A 17,118-nucleotide genomic window follows, 5' to 3' on the forward strand; every position below is an offset into this window, starting at 1 on the left:
GACTGTGGTGGCCTGACGCCGACGATGCGGTCCCCTCCTGCGCCCTCAGCGGTCGGAGATTGCGCTGGGAGCGTCTCTGACCATGGGCACCCTTCTCGGAGAGATCGGCAAACAGCTCACTCAGCGATGGGCTGCCGCACTGGTGCTGCCAGGGGTGCTCTACATCGCCGTCAGCCTGGCCGCCTGGCATCTCGGACACACGCATCCACTCGACACCGGCCGGCTCACCTCGGCGTTCGACCACTGGGTCGCCGCGCCCACAGTGAACACCCCCGTAGGGCTCGTGCTCATTCTCATCCTCGTGCTCGTGGCGGCCGGGGCCGTAGGACTCCTTGTTCAGGGCATCGGCCTGCTGACGGAACGCCTCTGGCTGGCCACGACCTGGGAAGGCTGGCCGTCCCCGCTGCGTCAGCTGGCCGCTCGGCAGGTGGCCCGGCGCCGGAGACAGTGGGACGCGGCGGACACCGCCTACAGGGAGGAGCGCGACCGGGCCGGCCGTGCCCGGAGCCTCGCCGGCTCGGCCCCCCGGCCAGGGCCGCGACCACCCGCTCTCACCACGCCGTCCCCGCTGGTGGAACGGCGTCGCAGGCTCGCTCGGATCGCGCCCGACCGGCCTGTCCAGCCCACCTGGATGGGCGACAGGATGAACGCCGTGACGCTCACGCTCGACCGCGAATTCTCCCTCGACCTCCCTTCGGTCTGGCCCTATCTCTGGCTCACGCTGCCCGATGCCACACGAACCGAGATCACCGCTGCGCGCGAGACGCTCGGACGAGCGGCGAGTCTGGCTGCCTGGGGGCTGCTCTACGTGGCGGTCGGAGTGCTGTGGTGGCCGTCAGCGGTGATCGGGGTGACCGTCCTCGGTACCGCGTGGCGCCGGGCACGTGGCGCAGTCGACGGCTACGCCCTGCTCCTGGAGGCCGCCGCACGCCTCCACACCGCAGAGGTCGCGAACCAGCTCGGCCTGGAGACCGGCACCATGCTGAACCGCCGGACGGGCTGGGCTCTGACCTGCCTGGTGCAGGGACGCAGCGATCTGATCCCCCTGACCGACGACGCGGTATGACCCGCTTCCCGCTTGCGACGGCTGAGCGGGCACCCTGCCCGGAAGGTGTGGCCGCTGACATGGCGCCCATGGTGTACCGCATCACTCCGTACGATCCTGCTGACCTGGACCCCGGGGCAGGCGCAGACAGTACGTGCATCGCGTACGACTCGAGGGAAGGCGTCGCTGCTGCCTGTGTGGCGGCCGTCGCAGGGTTCGCGCTCGATGCCGCTGTCGGGCAGGTGACGATCGACAATCCCATGGCCGAGGGGTTCTTCTCCTTCTCCGTCCTCGCGGGAAGAGGGGGTAACGGGCTGAGCGGGCTCTTCCCCCATGACAGCGTCGGGTTCCACGACGGCGCGCGCGTCCCGCTCGCCACCGGCCTCGCGTTGCTGCGGGCGATGGTGCTGCGCGAGGGCGCCTGGTGCCGGCTGCGGGCGGACAACGGCTTCTTCGTCCATGTCGGCGACCGGGACGACATCTACGTCGGCGGCGGGTGGGACCAGCGGAATGCCGTGTCCCGCACCCGCATGCTCGGGCTGTTCGCTGAGCGGGTCGCGCGCTCACCCTACGACCCGGCTCTCGACGAGACCGACGCCTCGCGGGCCGCCGATGAGGAGTTCTGGTCTGAGGTCGGGGCACTCGTCGCGGCCCGCGGCGGGGTCCTGCTGGAGGAGCGTCCAACCGGCAACGACTACCGCTGGCACCGCCTGACGACCGCTCACGAGGTCGAGGCCGTGTATGAGCGTCTGACCCCGCGGGCGCGGCTGGCGGTATGGCCGGACCTCACCGACGACGTCGAGGCGATGCGCGACACCGTCGGGCGAGGGGAACGCATTCACCTGCTCGTCCGGCAGTATCCGGGCGGGGGGTTCTCCGAGGCGCGCGTCACGGCACCGGGCATGGGGCGTGCGGACGTGCCGTATCCCCAGATCACGGTAGACCCGGGCCATCGCGTCGCGTTGGTTCCACTGGAAGGAGCCGATCGCCATCCTCTTCTCGCGGCCGTGCTGCCCGACGGGGACGGTGTCGTTCGGGCACGCTGGCGCACACATCGCAGCCGGGCCGATGAGCGTCGGACGTTCCTCGGCTCGCTGCGAGTGGGCGAGGCTGTCAACGGCGTTGTCGCGACGGGTCTCAGGGACGTAGGGGTGTACGTACACCTCGACGACGATCTGGGTCGCTACCTCGGCTTCCTCCGTGTTCCCGAGATGTCCTGGACCCGATTCGACTCGGTGGACGACATCGCCCCCATCGGACGGGAAATCCGCGCCGAGATCATCAGCATCGACTTCGTACAGGAGCAGGTGAGCCTGTCCATGAAGGCGCTGGAGCCCGATCCCTGGCAGAACTATGCCGATACCCACAAGGTCGGGGACACGGTCTCGGGGACGGTGACCAAGCTGGCACCGTTCGGCGCGTTCGTCCAGGTGGAAGAGGGCATTGAGGGCTTCATCCACCTTACGGAACTGGACGACCGCGACGTTGGGCACCCGCAGGAAGTGCTGGCGGTCGGCGACCACCTCCGTGTAGCCATCCTCATCGTGGACCACCAACGCCGCCGCATCGCCCTTTCACTCAAACAGGCCCGACCGGAATGAGGGCAGCCCTTGAAACCCTGGTCCACCAGAGCCTTCCCAGACGCATCCCGCACCGCTGGGTGGCCTGGTGGAGCAGGGCGTGGTGTCGTGGGCGCACGCGGCGAGCACAACGACGCAGATGATCAGCCGCAGCACGTCGAAGGCCAGTCCCCGCTTACGGCCCGACCCCTTCCGGGTTGGCGCCCGGTCCCGTCGTGGTCTTCGGGACCCCGGTGACCCCGCGCGAATGGACTGGGTGTCGTTGATCATGGGGGAGGGGTCCTCCGATCGCCGGGCTCCCTCCCGGACCTGGCAGCGCAGGATCTCCTGTATCCGCTTGGCGATCGGATTGATCGGGGGTGGTGACGGTCCTCCGGTCGGGCACATCGGTGGGTTGCCACGGCTGCCGGTGGGCATGAAGTGGCCGTCCGTTGGGGGGAGGGGGGCGATCCGTTGCCGTTGCTCCCTTCCGTTGGCCGTCCGATGACGAGGCGACGGTCCATGGATCACGGCGCAGGACTTCGCGAAGGGGGAACCGTTTGCCCCTCTGCTGGAGGAGGACGCGTTCCGGCTGGCGAGTGAATGGATACCGCTCCCGGCGAAGCGGGGGCCTACGGGGAGCACCACGCGAAATTCTTGATCCGTCACGACGACCTGACCGCCGCCCGGTAGGACAAGGTGCTGACCGTGACTGTTCTCGACGACCCGCGACCGGGTTCGGCGCACGGGCCTTGCTCGAAAATCCCTGGCGAAGAACCCCCGGCGAACGAATCGTCCCGAACGGGAGCGGGTGACGTCGACCGAGGGCTCGTCGGTGGACAGGCCGAAGCGTTCGTGCACTCGTGGACGCCCACGGGCACGTTCCGCTGCGCGACGCCATGCTGCCGGCCGCGGCGGCGGGCATCCCTTTCATCGCACCGGCGGGCACGGCGCAGATCACACTGTCGCGCGCCGCCCGCCCGCCCGCACCGCCGGGCTCACCACAGCGCTGCGAAGGCCGAGGCAAGGACTCGCCGAAGACCCGGCGGTAGCCCGGACTACCGGGAGCCCGCCGCAGGGCGCGACTTGTAGAAGGACTCTTCCAGGTCGGCGGCCTCGTGCGGCTGGTAGGGCTCCTCCAGGTAGGCGGCCTCGTCCTCGTCGAGTTCGACGTCCACCGCGGCGACCGCGTCTGCCAGTTGGGCCGGGCTGGTGAGAAGCAGCACCTCACTGACGACGTCGGGCAGGCAGTCGCCAAGCCGTGAAGACCACGCTCTACGGCTGGAGTCCCAGTGCTCCGGCCGTAGAGCGCTGGTGTGCCGTCCGGCCGACTGCGTCTACGCGTGTGTGTCCGTGATCGCGATGACCTCGTCGAGGCGGTCCAGGGCAGTCTGCAGGTCGTCGATCTTGGCCTGGATGCGGGCGCGCTCGGCGCGCAGCATGGCTCGTTGCTTGGCGTCGGTGTGCCCGGAGTCCCAGCAAGGAAGGAGTTCAGTGATCCTTCGGCTGGTCAGGCCGGCGGCGAACATCTGCTGGAAGAAGCGGACCAGGGAGATGGCGTCCTGCCGGTAGAGGCGCTGGCCGGACGGGCTGCGCTCCGCGATCAGCAACCCCTGCTGCTCGTAGTAGCGCACGGCGCGTACCGAGACGCCGGCGCCCCGTGCTACCTCGCCGATGCGGATCAGCCGCTCGGCCACGGCCTCTGTGGCGGTCATGGTGATTCCTCTCACCCTGGTTCTGGCGACCAGCACTTGCCTCTGACGTCAACGTCAGGTTTTAGCGTACCGGGCATGGACATCAACAATTCAGTCGCCCTGGTCACGGGAGCCAACCGCGGCCTGGGCCGCGCCTTCGCCCAGCGCCTGCTCGAACGGGGCGCGCGCAAGGTCTACGCGACGGCCCGCCGGCCGGAGACCGTGGACCTGCCCGGGGTCGAGGTGTTGCGACTCGACATCGCCGATCCCGCATCCGTGAGGGCCGCCGCCGAGGCCGCCCCGGACGTCTCGCTGCTCGTCAACAACGCGGGGATCCAGACGGGGACCGACCTGGTGACCGGCTCGCTGGACGCGGTACGGCACGAGCTGGAGACCAACGTGTTCGGCCATCTGGGAATGATCCGGGAGTTCGCGCCGGCGCTCGCCAGGAACGGCGGGGGCGCGATGGTCAACGTCCTCTCTGCCATGTCGTGGTTCGGGGGCCGGGGTGCCAATGCGTACCACCTGACCAAGGCCGCCGCCTGGGCCATGACCAACGGCGTCCGTTTGGAGCTCGCCGAGCAGCGCACACTCGTGACAGCGGTGCACCTCGGCCTGGCCGATACCGACATGGCCGCAGGCTGGCCCGTGGACAAGATCGCGCCGTCGGACCTGGCCGACGCGGCGCTCGACGGCGTCGAGGCGGGCTCCGCCGAGGTCCTCGCCGATCAGTGGAGTCGGGACGTCAAGTCCCGGCTGCCTCTGACGCCGGAAGAGTTCAACGCCGCGATGGACCGAGCCCTGGCGGCGCTGACGGCAGGCTGATCCAGGGCAACGGGTACCACGAGTGATTCCGGAGGCGTCGAGGCACGTCACTCCGGTGGCTGCCGTGTCGTCACCTCGGCTGACTTGCGCTTCACCCCGTCCCGGGAAACATGGAATGCGGAGTCGGGGACCAAGCCTCGACTCGCAGGGCCCACATTGGAGTCCGTATGACGCCGCTTCCTCCCCCCATCACCCCCTTCCTCGAACCGGCGGCCAAGGAGCTGGCCGAGGCGACCGACCCGCACCCGCGGATCTACGAGGTCCCGCCGGAGCAGGGCCGGGACATCCTCGCCGGCCTGCAGAGCGGGGCGGGTGTGGAGCGGCCCGAGGTCGACGAGGAGTGGGTCGACGTCGACGCGGGCGAGTGGGGCACGGTGCGTACCCGGGTCATCCGCCCCAAGGGAGCCACCGGGCGCCTGCCCGTCATCGTCTACATCCACGGGGCCGGCTGGGTCTTCGGTGACGACAGGACTCACGACCGGCTCTTCCGGGAGCTGGTGGTCGGAGCGAACGCGGTCGGTGTCTTCCCGGTGTACGACCGGGCGCCGGAGGCGAAGTACCCCACGCAGGTCGAGCAGAACTACGCGGTGGGCCAGTGGGTGCGAAAGAACGGCTCCGAGCACGGGATGGACACCTCACGGGTGGCGGTGACCGGGGAGTCGGTCGGCGGGTGCATGTCCGCGGTCTTCGCGCTGATGAACAAAGAGCGCGAGGACGGCCTCGCGCTGAAGGCCCAGGTCCTTCTCTACCCGGTCACCGACGCCGACTTCGACACTCCGTCCTACCAGCAGTTCGCAGAGGGCTACTACCTCACCCGCGACGGCATGAAGTGGTTCTGGGACGCCTACACCAGCGACCCCGCCGAGCGGAAGCAGCACTATGCCTCGCCGCTGCGGTCGACCTCGGACCAGCTCAGGGGGCTGCCCACCACCCTGGTCATCACCGACGAGGCCGACGTCCTGCGCGACGAGGGCGAGATGTATGCCAACAGACTCCGCGAAGCGGGTGTGGACGTCACCTCCGTCCGTGTGGCGGGCATGGTCCACGACTTCCTGCTCCTGGACAGCCTGCGCGACACCCGCGCCGCGAACGTCGCTCGCAAGCTCGCCATCGACGCCCTGCGCACCGCCTTGTACGACAGCTGACCCCGAAATCCGGCGCCTGGCCGGTGTACCCGGCCAGGACTCCTCACAGCCTGAGGCGTCGGCATGCCCGTCCTCCGGGCCGTCTGCTCTCCGCCGGCCCGGGCGGAGAGCAGACGGCCCGGAGCGCTGGTCAGCGAGCAATGGTGCGTGGTCGCACCCCCACGTGAGGCCACCGATGCGGCGGAGGGACACGTGCCGAGGGCCGCCCCCACGCTCCTGCTCTCCTTGAACGTGAACGCCGCCCAGTACACCCAGCCGGCCGGCCCCGCCCGGGCTGCGCTCGGCCTCGCCGCCCTCCTCCGCCCGCCAGGACACCCCCACCGCCCTCGCCTCCCTCGGCACGGTCACAGCTGAGCCGAAGAGAGCCAGGTACTCGGTGGCGAGACCGTCGCCGCACTCCCTGAACCGCAGGTGGCGGGATACGCGCCGTTGCCCTGGGCGATCACATGCTTCCCGTTCCCCGCCGCGGCGTCCCTCAGCCAGCGGCACCGTACGTGACGCCTGCGTCCACGGGACGACTGTCGGGTCCGCCGAGGAGTCTGCGTACGTTTCGCGCTGAGTACCGAGCCGCAACCTGTTGCAAGGCGCGGGCCAGTCCCCGTATGGTCGCGCGGGCGACGATGATCACGAGGGGGACTCCGCCAACGAGCACCGCGAAATCCTCCGGCCGATGACCGGCGACGGAGCCGCGACGCGCACGGCGAGCCTACGGCGGCGCCCGTCCGGCCGGAGCCGGGAGACCGAACGACGGGCCGTCGTCGTCCCGGTCTCCTCCGCACCGCCTACCCGTACCGATCACCGCCGTTCTCGTCGAGACAGCTGCCCGTGACCTCACCGCCCAGCGGGAACGTAACCGTCGGGCCGGGCCTGTGGCAGGTGCTCGGCGTCGACAGGGCAGGGTGCGTCGCGCCGAGAACCCGCTCTGGAAGACGTGCTGGTCACTTCGCACACCGAACAAGGAGAGAACGTGTCCACCCATCCACTCACGACGGATGCCGGCGAACTCGGCTCATTGCCGCACGATTTTCACTTCGATCCCACCTACGGCTACGACTTGCCGCGCCTCCTCGCGGTGAACGCGCCGGCGGGACCGGACGACTTCGCCGACTTCTGGCGGGAGCGCTACGCGAATGCGCTGCGCGTCGACACGGCGCCTCGGATCGAAGGGCCCTGGGCCACGGTGGACGGCGTGCGGGTCGCCGACGTCTCGTACACGTCCACCGACGGCGTCCGCATCGGCGGGTGGCTGACCGTCCCCGCCGAGGGCCGGGTCACCCAGGGCTGTGTCTCGACGCACGGATACGGAGGCCGGGCCGCCCCGGACCCCTGGCAGGCCCCGCCCGAGACCGCGACCATCTGGCCCTGCCTGCGCGGGCTCGGAACGCGGAGCCTGCTGTCCGGCGTCCCCTCGAATGCGGCGGGGCACGTCCTGCACGGCATCGGCGCCCGGGAGTCGTACCTCATCGGCGGGTGCGTGGCGGACGTCTGGTGCGCGGCGACCGCATTGCGGCTGCTCGTGCCGGAGGCCGCCGGACGGATGACGTACCTGGGCACGAGTTTCGGCGGCGGCATCGGAGCGCTGGCGCTGCCCTGGGACGACCGTTTCCAGGCCGCCGGCCTGACGGTGCCCACCTTCGGCAACCATCCGCTCCGGGTGACGCTCCCGTGCACGGGCAGCGGTGAGTCGGTCCGTACGCGGTTCGCCGAGGATCCCTCGGTGCTCGATGTCCTCGCGTACTTCGACGCCGCGACGGCGGCCCGGCACCTCCAGATTCCCGTACACGTGAGCGCAGCCCTGTTCGATCCCCATGTGCCCCCACCCGGGCAGTTCGCGGTACACAACGCTCTGGCCGGGCCGCGCGAACTCCTGGTTCTGCGGGCGGGGCACTTCGACCACCCCGGCGAGCCGGCCGAGACGGCGGCCCTGGAAGAGGCCCAGCGGCAGTTCCTGTCGGGGGCGGACCCCGAGGTGCCTCGCCCCACCGCTTGACCCCTGCCGTACGACCGGATCCGACCGCCCGGAGCGCTCGCGGGTTCCCCGGTGACCTGGTGGTTCCTCGACGCCCCCGATGTCCGCCCGTAGGACGTCGGGGAACCGCCGCGGTCGCTGATTTCAGGTACGGGCGCCGAACATGCGCGATATGCTGATGCAGAATGTGCAAGGGGTTTGCAGAACGAGGAGGGTCATGGCTACGCGGGCAACTGATGCAGGGACGAACCAGAGCGTCGAACGAGCGGTCTCGGTGCTGCGCGCACTCGACTCCGGCCGGCCCGAACTCCGTGTCTCCGACGTCGCCGAGCTCACGGGACTGGGCTCCTCGACCACCTCCCGCCTGCTGTCGACCCTGGAACGCCTCGACATGGTCGAACGCGACCCGGTCAGCAACCTCTACCGCCTCAGCCCGGGCCTTCTCCCGCTGGCCGCCACCGCCCTCAACCGCCACCCCGTGCACCGGGCCGCGCGCATGGTGCTCCAGGGCCTCGCCACCCGCACCGGGCTGGGGGCCAACGTGGCCGTACGCCGCGGCGGCGAGCTGATGTTCCTGTGCAATTTCGAGGGCACGCGCGCCCCCAAGTCCTATACGCAGGCCGGGCACACCGCCCCGCTGCACGCCACGAGCATCGGCAAGTGCCTCCTCACCGGTCTCGCCCCCAAGGAGCGCCGCAAGCTGCTGGGGGACCCGCTCGACGCGCACACCGAGTACACGACCACCAGTCACGACCTCCTCGACGCCGAGATCGAGACCGTCCGGCGCACCGGCTACGCCGTGGAGGCCGAGGAGCGTGCTCTGGGACGCGCGTCCCTCGCCGCGCCGGTCCGTGACGCTTCGGGGGAGATCGTCGCCGCCATCTCGCTCTGGGGCCCGACCTCGGTGCTCGGGGACGGCTCCGACACCGAGGGGCAGCGCGCTGCCCTCGTACGCGAGGTCATCGAGGCCGCCGACGCCATCAGTCAGGCGCTCGGCGCGCTCTGACGGGCACGCGAAGGGGGCCGGGGAAGGCCGCTCCGCCTTCCCCGGCCCCCTTCGCGGTGCGGCTACGCGCCGTACGCCTTGAAGGCGAACACGTGCGCGTGCCGCGCCCCGTGCGTGGCGTCGACCACGAGCCGCAGTGCATCGGTGCGTACGGGGCCGCCGTCAGGGGCCTTCAGCGCGTGGACGCGGTGCCGGCGCCGGTTGTCCGTCACCGTCAGGAGCGTGTGCCAGTCGCCGGTGGCGTCGCGCATCTGGACGCGGTAGTCGCGTACGAGCTCGGGCATGACCTCGTACGGGGTGCGATGGCGGTGCAGGTTGTTGAGGTACTCGTCGACGTCGTCGTCGAACACCAGGCGCACCTCGGTGAGCTCTTGCTCCTCGGGCCAGTCGAGACGGAGCCACGGGGCGTTGTTCTCCTCGGCGGAGGACCACATGTTCGGGCCGCCGTAGGGGCGCTGGTATCCGCCCACGGCCTGTTCGGGCCGGAACGCCCTGGTGTCGGGGGCCGCCCGGAAGGCGAAGGTCTGCCGGCGCAGGCCGCGGGCCTGCCATTCAAGCACCAGCTGGCCGTCCTCCTCCGGGATGTCGTGGTCGACGCCCGCGTCCCCCTCGGCCTTCCTGCGCAGGGCGAGGACACCGTCGGTGCGTTCGGGGAGAAGGACCAGGGCCGTGTCGGCGCAGGCGCGCACGATGAGGATCGCGTTCCCGGGGGTCCCGGGGTGGTGGCCGAGGCGGGCCGTGACCCAGTGGGGGCCGCCGGGCGGGACGGTGACGGTGGTCGTCAGGAGCTGGTCGGCGGGGACTCCGTTCTCGGGCCGGCCCGTGCTCCACAGTTCCACGGTGAGCTCGCGGGGCCCGCCGTCCGGGGCACCGTGGACGAGCAGGTCGACCGTGTCGAGTGCCGGGTCGACCGGCAGCAGGAGCGCGAGGTCGCGGGTGAGGGGGTACGGGGTGCCGGGCGCGTCCTGCGTGGGTTCCGCGGCCAGACGGGTCAGGCAGGAGGAGGCGGTGACGCGGGCCGCCCGGGCCAGGTTGCCGGGGTCCTCGTCGGCGAGGCCGATCACGGAGGCGTCCTGGCGGAGCAGGGCGCGGTGGACCAGTTCCGGCCGTTCGGTCGCGAGTTCCCGCGGGGTGAGGTTTTCGGCGACGCAGAGGGCCGCGGCGGTACCCGCGGCCTCGCCGAGTGTCGCGCAGGTGGCCATGACGCGGGTGGCCCCGAAAGCGATGTGTGTGGCGGATATGTTGCGCCCGGCGAAGTGGAGGTTCGTGACGTTCGCCGAGTAGAGGGAGCGCAGGGGGATGTGGAAGATGCCGTCCGCGTACCGCTGGCGCGCGCCGGGCTCCTCGGCGTACATGCCCTGGACGGGGTGGAGGTCGACGGACCAGCCGCCGAAGGCGATCCGGTCCTCGAACTGGCGTTGCTGGAGGATGTCCTGCTGGGTGAGGACGTGGTCGCCGATGAAGCGGCGGTACTCGCGCTTGCCGGGCAGGCTGCCGACCCACTCCAGGGTGAGGTTCGCCGCGTCCGGGAACTGCCCGGAGTTCTTGATGTGGTCCCAGATCCCCATGATCACGGCCTGGAGCTCGTCGCGGATCCGCTCGTTGTCGTGGACGGTGTCGAGTTCGCCGCCCCACTCGATCCACCAGTAGTCGCAGCCGTTGTCCCCGGTGCGCAGGATGCGGTTGTGCAGGATGGGTGTGGTCGTCAGGTCCTTGGCGTAGGCGGGCGGCACGAACTTCACCGGCCGGCCCGTGTCCCTGGTGTGGAAGAGGATCGTCGAGCCGAGCAGCGCCTGGTCCGCCTCGGACGGCGCCCAGGGCTCGTCGAACTCGGTCTGCGCCTCACGGCCGATGCGGTAGCGGGCGCCGGCGAGGTGGCCGACCAGGCCGTCTCCCGTGCAGTCGAGGAACTGACTCGCGTGGAAGGTGATGCGGCGCTCCGAGCCCATCATCCAGCCGGTGCAGGAGTGCACCTCGCGGCTGTCGGCGGGGCCTCGCGCGTCGACCTCGCGTACGTCGGTGTTGAGGTAGAGGTCGATGTTCGGTTCGGCGCGGACCGCGTCGAGGACGACCTGGTCCCAGTAGTAGGGGTTGCCCTCGGGGTTGCGGTACTGGTTCTCGGTGTACAACTCGCCCATGATCCCGGTCTCGCGGGCCCAGCGGTGCACGCCGTGTGCGGTTGCGCCGCAGACCCAGACGCGGATCTCGCTGCTGGCGTTGCCGCCCAGGACCGGCCGGTTGTTGACCAGGGCGACGCGTCGGCCGAGCCGGGCCGCAGCGATGGCAGCGCAGGTCCCCGCCAATCCGCCGCCGATCACGGCGATGTCGTAATGGACCTCTTCTTCCCGCACGGTGCGGCCTCCTTGGTGTGAAGCTCGGATACTCCCCGCCGTAGCGGAGCGGCCTTGAACGTACATCACATCCATATTGTGCAACCACTGTTCATCCCGTGGGATTCGCTGTAAGTTCCGGTGGTGGCCACTGACCTGGCCGTCGGGAGCCAAAGTGCAAGTTCGGGGCAGGTGGGGCGTGTTCGCCAGTCCTGTACGGAATCGGCGATTCACCACCGAAATGGGTTGACGCCATCGCACTATATGGAGAACGATCCCGCATGCTGCAACGTGCGTTCATTGCGGCAGGGACGACGTCCACGCAGGGCTCCGGCGCCCCACCACCACATGAGAGGACAGACCCATGAGTACGGCCGCACCTCCCCAGAAGGCGCCCCCACCCCGCGAGCGGGCCGGGGGACGGCTCTCCAACGGTGCGTTCGCCCTGCTGCTGACGGCACCCGGCCTTGCCCTGTTCGTGGCGATCATCTTCTACCCGCTGCTGTCCGCGCTGTTCACCGGCTTCTTCCAGCAGGACCTGCGGCTTCCGGGCCGGGAGTTCGTCGGCCTGGAGAACTTCACCTACTGGCTGGACGGCGACTTCCTCACCATCCTCAAGCAGACGCTGGTCTTCACCGTCGGCGCGACGCTCGTCCCCTTCGCGATCGGCCTCGCACTCGCGCTCGCGCTGAACACCGGACTCAAGGGCAGCGGCTTCCTGCGCGGCCTGTTCCTGTTCCCCTGGGTGATCCCGGGCGTGGTGGTCTCCTTCCTCTGGATGTGGATCTTCAACGCGAACTACGGGGTACTGAACGGCGTCCTCATGGAGGCCGGGATCATCGACGAGTCCGTGGCCTGGCTCGGCCGGCCCGGCACCGCGATGCTCGCCGTGATCGTCACCAAGACCTGGGCCAGCTTCCCCTGGATGATGGTGATGCTCCTGGCCGGACTGCAGACCGTCCCCAAGGAGCTGCACGAGGCGGCATCGATGGACGGGGCGGGCGAGATCCGGCGCTTCTTCGCCGTCACCTGGCCGCAGCTCCGCGGGGTCGCCTCGATCGTGCTCCTGCTGGAGTTCATCTGGAACTTCCAGCACTTCGACACCATCTACGTCCTCACCGGCGGCGGCCCCGCCGGCACCACCGAGACGTTCGCGACCGCCGTCTACCAGACCGCCTTCAAGGGCTTCGACATCGGCCGGGCCACCGCGCTGGGCGGGCTGTGGATGCTGCTCCTGCTCCTCCTGGTCGTCGTCTACCTCAGGATCACCGAGCGGAAGGGCGACGCCTGATGACCTCCACCACCTCCACCCCGCTGTCCGCCGTCGACCGGCAGCAGCCGTCCGCCACGCGGACCGGGCACAGCGCCCGGCGCCGTATACGCAAGGACCTGGTGCGCTCGCGGATCGCCGCCTGGAGCGCGGTCGTCGTCATCGGCGCCTTCGGTCTGCTGCCGGTCTACTGGCTGCTCGCCACCGCGCTGAGCACCCCCGAGTCGACCTTTCAGTTCCCGCCGAAGCTGATACCCACCGATCTCACCCTCAGCAACTTCACTGCCCTGACCGAGAACGACCAGCTGATCAACTACATGATCAACTCGCTCGTCGTGGCCTCGATCACCGCCGTGCTCAGCGTGATCGTCGCCACGTACATGGGCTACTCGTTCTCCAAGTTCCGCTACCGGGGACGCCGGTCGCTGATGCACCTGGTGCTGGCCTCCCAGATGTTCCCCCAGGCCCTTCTGCTGGTGACGCTCTACACCGTCTTCTCCAGCTTCGGCATGCTCAACACGTACAGCGCCCTGGTGCTCTCCTTCACCACCTTCACCATGCCGCTGTGCGTCTGGATGCTGAAGGGCATCTTCGACACCATCCCGGACGCCCTGCTGGAAGCGGCCTCCATCGACGGCGCGTCCCGGTGGCGGACGCTGCACTCCATCGTGGCGCCGCTGGCCGCACCCGGGATGATCGCCGCCGGGCTCTTCGCCTTCGTACGCGGCTGGAACGACTTCATTTTCGCGCTGACCCTGGCCGACAAGGAGAAGCAGACCCTGCCCCCCGGGCTCGTCTCCACCTACATCGGCGAATTCCAGACCGCCTGGCCGCAGCTGATGGCTGCCTCGCTCGTGGTGTCGGTCCCCGTGATCGTCGCCTTCATGTTCCTGCAGCGCTACCTCGTCGGCGGCATGACCGCCGGCTCGGTCAAGAGCTGAACCAGCAGGTTCGGCCCGCGTCCCCACGTACCCCCCCTCCCGCACACTCCCATGGAGAGATCATGACCACCTCTGGCATCAGCCGGCGCGGCGCGCTGCGCATGTTCGGCATCGGCGCGCTCGGTGCAGCGGGCGCCGGTGTGCTCGGCGCCTGCGCGCCCTCCGGCGCCGGCTCTTCGTCCAACGGCGGCGACCCGAAGTCCAAGAACTTCGACTTCACCTCCTGGTCGCTCAACGAGGAGGCCGCCAAGCCCGCGATCGAGAAGATCATCGCGGCGTGGGAGAAGGCCGAGAAGTCGAAGATCCGCGCGGTCTCGTACCCGTACAACGAATACCTGAGCCAGCTCACCCTCAAGCTGGGCGGCGGGGAGACGACGGGCGCCGTGCACCTCGACATCGCCTGGCTCGCCGCGATGGCGCAGATGGGCAAATTGGTCGACCTCGGATCGGTGGCCGCCAAGGGCGGCTACACGGAGGTGGCGCTGAAGAGCGGCGTGTACGACGGCAAGCAGTACGGGCTGCCGTGGAACACCGGATCGATCGGCGTGATCGCCAACTCCAAGCTCCTGGAGAAGGCCGGGATCAAGAAGCACCCCACCACCGTCGAGGAGTTCGAGGCAGCGCTGCGCGAGCTGAAGGGGCTCGGTGGGGGAGTCGTACCGTACGCCGCCGCCACCAAGGTGGCGCAGCTCAAGGACATCTTCCCGTGGATGCAGACCTTCGGCTGCAAGCTGCTCGACGGCGACAAGGTCACGATAGGCGACGACGCCTCGGTCGACGCCGTCACCTGGTACAAGAAGCTGCATGACGAGAAGCTGATCGCAGCCGACGTGGACCGCTTCGACGCCCGCGCCCTTTTCGGGCAGGGCAAGGCCGCCTTCTACGACGACGCGATCATCGGCAAGGGCGTGACCTCCGCCCAGTCGAAGGACAAGACGCTGGCCGACGCCATGCAGCCGATGGCGCGTCCGGTGCTCAAGGCCGGGGACACGCCGCAGGCACTGCTGTGGGGCGGTGTGATCGCGATCGTGCAGGGCAAGGGGCAGGACGCGGCGACGGAGTTCGCGCTGCACACCACCACCGACCAGGCCACCACCTCCGAGTACTTCGCCGCGCGCGCACTGCCGCCGTCCACCACCGCGGGTCTGGCCGCTCCTGAAGTCGCCAAGGACTCCTTCACCGCGGAGTGGACCGAGAAGATCACAGAGACCGCAACCGGCAGCCCGTTCTGGCAGTTCGCGCAGAACGCCCAGATCGAGGAGGCCGTCGCCAAGCAGGTGCAGGCCGTTCTCGTCGGCACGTCGAAGCCGAAGGATGCGATGAAGCGGGCCGGCGAGGAAGCCGCCGCGCTCATCAAGCGCTGAGCCGAGCGCCGTAGCCCCGGCCCGGCGAGCGCCGCACTCCTCGCCGGGCCCTTTCTCCGTACCCCACCCCGCACGACCGCCCCGGCCGGCCTCCGGGCCGCCGCCGTCCGCGTCATCTCCCACGCCCGCGCCCGCACCCGCGAAGGAGCTCATCTTGCGACGCCCCACGGTACGTATCCACACCGCCTCGGCCGCGGCTCTGGCCGCTCTCCTCCTGCCCGCACCGGCCGCAGGGGCCGACACCGGGCAGACCGCCGTAGCCGCGGCGACGGTGATCGAGAAGGTCCCGTACACGATGGACACATCGAACCAGGCCGCCTGGTGGACGCCTGTCGCCACGTACAAGGGCCGCGGGCAGTACACGTACTTCGCCTTCAACGAGCCCGGCTCGACGGCCGCGACGCACCGGCCCGCCATCGCACGGCGCGACCCGGACGGGGTCTGGAGCCGACTGCCGTTGCTGAACAGTGACGGGCAGCAGGCCGAGTTCCCCGACGACAACGGTCACAACCAGCCGTCGGTGGCCCGCGACGGCAGCGGCCGCCTGCACGTCTTCACCTCCATGCATGCCAACCCCTGGCGGTACTTCCGCACGGAGGCCCCCGGCGGAAACGTCACCGACCACGCATCCGAACTGCCCGACCAGGGAGAGGGCATCACCTACCCGGTCGTCACCACCGCCCCCAACGGGGACCTGTATCTGGCCGCCCGTGCAGGAACCGGCTCCGACAGGCGCCCCGGCAAGCTGTACCGCTGGGACAACGCCAACTCCCGCTGGAGCGTCGTGGCGACCTTCGCGAGTGCCCTGTACCGCTCCGTGTACCCCGACGACCTCGCGGTGGACGCATCAGGCCGCGTCCACCTCCTCTACGAGTGGGCGAAGGCGCCGGCGACCGCGTTCCGCCACCAGCTCTCGTACCTGTCCTACGACCCGTCGACCGGTGCCTTCACGGACAGTACGAACACGACCGTCACCACCCCGGTCACGCCGGCCACCTCCGACATCGTCCAGGACCTCACCGCGGGCGAGGAGTGGAGCGCCGACAACGCGTACACCGGCCCCGCGGTCCAGAGCGCCAAGCTCACTCTCGACGGCTCCACCCCGAAGGTCGCCTACCGCTACCGCTCGGCTGACAGCGGTGGTCAGTTCCACGTGTACTACGCGTATCCGAGCGGTGGCGGCTGGGTCGGCAAGACTGTGTACGCCGGAGGACAGACCGCGGCCGCCCTCGGCATCACCTGGGACGAGACGGACACCAAGCGGGTCTATTACGTGACCCCCTCGGGCACCGACCGGGTCTTCTCGGCGACCCAGTCGGCGGACGGGACGTGGACCGCGCAGTCGGCCGCGCCGGGTGTGAGCGCCGACCGGCTCGCGGTGCGCCGGGACACGGACGGTCGCGATGTGCTCTACCTGCCGGATACCGTGCACAACGCCTTGTATTACGCGACGCGCTGACGAGCCGCGACAAGCGGGTCGTGTCGGATTCCGGGGCGGGACGAGCCGATGGGCCGGCGCGGGATCGGCGTCGCGGCAGATGGAACGGACGCCGAGGCACCGCCCCGGAAGAAAAAGAGGGAGGAGCGCAATCACGACAGGGCCATCTGCTGGAAACCCCAGGAGGCGATGGCACACGCACCATGACACGTCAGAGGGCGCTGTCGTAGGACGAACGGCACAGGTGACCGGCAGTGTTCGGCCTCTGAGGGCACCCAGAATCTTTGTCATGCGCCACTCGGGGAAAGTTGATCAGGACGACATCGTGCGGGCGCGGTATGTGCTGCTTGCGTCGGGACGCCGCACTCCGCGCGAGGGAGTGGACGCTTACCGGTTTCTCGCCCAGGTCGGCCCCGCCGCGTACCTGCCGCTCTTGGCCAGGGCGCTGCGGCATCTGAGTGATGACGCCGGCTGCGGCGGGCGGCATCCGGAGAGTCTCGCGCTGTGCGAGGAGGCGGTGGCCGTGGCGCGG

At 69.8% G+C, this 17,118-nt stretch carries 13 protein-coding genes; 10 read left to right on the top strand and 3 right to left on the bottom strand.

Annotation, left to right across the window (positions count from 1 at the left end; translation table 11 throughout):
* Window positions 1-82: 82 nt before the first annotated feature.
* Entirely contained in the window at window positions 83-1,066 is a 984-nt protein-coding gene (locus tag ACFUJY_RS22305) for a hypothetical protein (protein ID WP_383302307.1), read from the top strand.
* A gap of 59 nt (window positions 1,067-1,125) precedes the next feature.
* On the top strand, window positions 1,126-2,646 hold the full coding sequence (locus tag ACFUJY_RS22310) for a S1 RNA-binding domain-containing protein (RefSeq protein WP_383302310.1): 1,521 nt from the start codon (window positions 1,126-1,128) through the stop codon (window positions 2,644-2,646).
* Window positions 2,647-3,662: 1,016 nt separating this feature from the next.
* Here ACFUJY_RS22310 and ACFUJY_RS22315 read toward each other — a convergent pair.
* Together ACFUJY_RS22315 and ACFUJY_RS22320 are read right to left on the bottom strand one after the other, a co-directional pair.
* The gene (locus ACFUJY_RS22315) at window positions 3,663-3,830 is read right to left on the bottom strand and encodes a hypothetical protein (RefSeq protein WP_383302312.1); all 168 of its coding nucleotides are present in this window, start codon (window positions 3,828-3,830) and stop codon (window positions 3,663-3,665) included.
* Window positions 3,831-3,941: 111 nt separating this feature from the next.
* Complete coding sequence (locus tag ACFUJY_RS22320) at window positions 3,942-4,319, bottom strand: MerR family transcriptional regulator (protein WP_383302315.1); 378 nt, start codon at window positions 4,317-4,319, stop codon at window positions 3,942-3,944.
* Between the two features lie 75 nt (window positions 4,320-4,394).
* Here ACFUJY_RS22320 and ACFUJY_RS22325 point away from each other — a divergent pair, with 75 nt between their 5' ends.
* From ACFUJY_RS22325 to ACFUJY_RS22340, 4 genes are all read left to right on the top strand, one after another.
* A complete protein-coding gene (locus tag ACFUJY_RS22325; protein WP_383302318.1) occupies window positions 4,395-5,123 on the top strand; it encodes an SDR family oxidoreductase in 729 nt (242 codons plus the stop codon).
* Between the two features lie 167 nt (window positions 5,124-5,290).
* Window positions 5,291-6,268, top strand: coding sequence for an alpha/beta hydrolase (locus ACFUJY_RS22330; RefSeq protein ID WP_383302321.1), 978 nt, complete (start codon window positions 5,291-5,293; stop codon window positions 6,266-6,268).
* A 967-nt stretch (window positions 6,269-7,235) separates the two neighbouring features.
* Window positions 7,236-8,258 carry an acetylxylan esterase gene (locus tag ACFUJY_RS22335; protein WP_383302324.1) on the top strand — a complete coding sequence of 341 codons (1,023 nt, stop codon included), beginning with the start codon at window positions 7,236-7,238 and terminating at the stop codon, window positions 8,256-8,258.
* Between the two features lie 196 nt (window positions 8,259-8,454).
* Complete coding sequence (locus ACFUJY_RS22340; RefSeq protein ID WP_383302327.1) at window positions 8,455-9,243, top strand: IclR family transcriptional regulator; 789 nt, start codon at window positions 8,455-8,457, stop codon at window positions 9,241-9,243.
* A 62-nt stretch (window positions 9,244-9,305) separates the two neighbouring features.
* Here the strand turns inward: ACFUJY_RS22340 and ACFUJY_RS22345 are convergent, their stop codons facing one another.
* Window positions 9,306-11,594 carry an FAD-dependent oxidoreductase gene (locus ACFUJY_RS22345; protein ID WP_383302329.1) on the bottom strand — a complete coding sequence of 763 codons (2,289 nt, stop codon included), beginning with the start codon at window positions 11,592-11,594 and terminating at the stop codon, window positions 9,306-9,308.
* A 343-nt stretch (window positions 11,595-11,937) separates the two neighbouring features.
* On the opposite strand from ACFUJY_RS22345, the gene ACFUJY_RS22350 reads away from it, so the two are divergent.
* The 4 genes from ACFUJY_RS22350 (at window position 11,938) to ACFUJY_RS22365 (ending at window position 16,607) form a co-directional block, all read left to right on the top strand.
* The gene (locus tag ACFUJY_RS22350) at window positions 11,938-12,864 is read left to right on the top strand and encodes a carbohydrate ABC transporter permease (RefSeq protein WP_383302332.1); all 927 of its coding nucleotides are present in this window, start codon (window positions 11,938-11,940) and stop codon (window positions 12,862-12,864) included.
* Entirely contained in the window at window positions 12,864-13,784 is a 921-nt protein-coding gene (locus ACFUJY_RS22355; RefSeq protein WP_383302336.1) for a carbohydrate ABC transporter permease, read from the top strand. Before ACFUJY_RS22350 ends, ACFUJY_RS22355 begins: the two co-directional genes overlap by 1 nt.
* A 62-nt stretch (window positions 13,785-13,846) precedes the next feature.
* Window positions 13,847-15,148: an ABC transporter substrate-binding protein gene (locus ACFUJY_RS22360; protein ID WP_383302339.1), complete on the top strand. Its 1,302-nt coding sequence runs from the start codon at window positions 13,847-13,849 to the stop codon at window positions 15,146-15,148.
* 154 nt (window positions 15,149-15,302) lie between these two features.
* A complete protein-coding gene (locus ACFUJY_RS22365) occupies window positions 15,303-16,607 on the top strand; it encodes a BNR-4 repeat-containing protein (RefSeq protein WP_383302342.1) in 1,305 nt (434 codons plus the stop codon).
* Window positions 16,608-17,118 lie beyond the last annotated feature (511 nt).

Origin of the sequence: Streptomyces sp. NPDC057249, from assembly GCF_042669245.1 — a bacterium.
Classification (GTDB): Bacteria; Actinomycetota; Actinomycetes; order Streptomycetales; family Streptomycetaceae; genus Streptomyces.

Excerpts from the sequence above, each read along its gene's own strand:
- ACFUJY_RS22305 (WP_383302307.1), top strand. The coding sequence starts at position 83 with ATGGGCACCCTTCTCGGAGAGATCGGCAAACAGCTCACTCAGCGATGG.
- ACFUJY_RS22310 (WP_383302310.1), top strand. The coding sequence starts at position 1,126 with ATGGCGCCCATGGTGTACCGCATCACTCCGTACGATCCTGCTGACCTG.
- ACFUJY_RS22320 (WP_383302315.1), bottom strand. The coding sequence starts at position 4,319 with ATGACCGCCACAGAGGCCGTGGCCGAGCGGCTGATCCGCATCGGCGAG.
- ACFUJY_RS22325 (WP_383302318.1), top strand. The coding sequence starts at position 4,395 with ATGGACATCAACAATTCAGTCGCCCTGGTCACGGGAGCCAACCGCGGC.
- ACFUJY_RS22330 (WP_383302321.1), top strand. The coding sequence starts at position 5,291 with ATGACGCCGCTTCCTCCCCCCATCACCCCCTTCCTCGAACCGGCGGCC.
- ACFUJY_RS22340 (WP_383302327.1), top strand. The coding sequence starts at position 8,455 with ATGGCTACGCGGGCAACTGATGCAGGGACGAACCAGAGCGTCGAACGA.
- ACFUJY_RS22350 (WP_383302332.1), top strand. The coding sequence starts at position 11,938 with ATGAGTACGGCCGCACCTCCCCAGAAGGCGCCCCCACCCCGCGAGCGG.
- ACFUJY_RS22355 (WP_383302336.1), top strand. The coding sequence starts at position 12,864 with ATGACCTCCACCACCTCCACCCCGCTGTCCGCCGTCGACCGGCAGCAG.
- ACFUJY_RS22360 (WP_383302339.1), top strand. The coding sequence starts at position 13,847 with ATGACCACCTCTGGCATCAGCCGGCGCGGCGCGCTGCGCATGTTCGGC.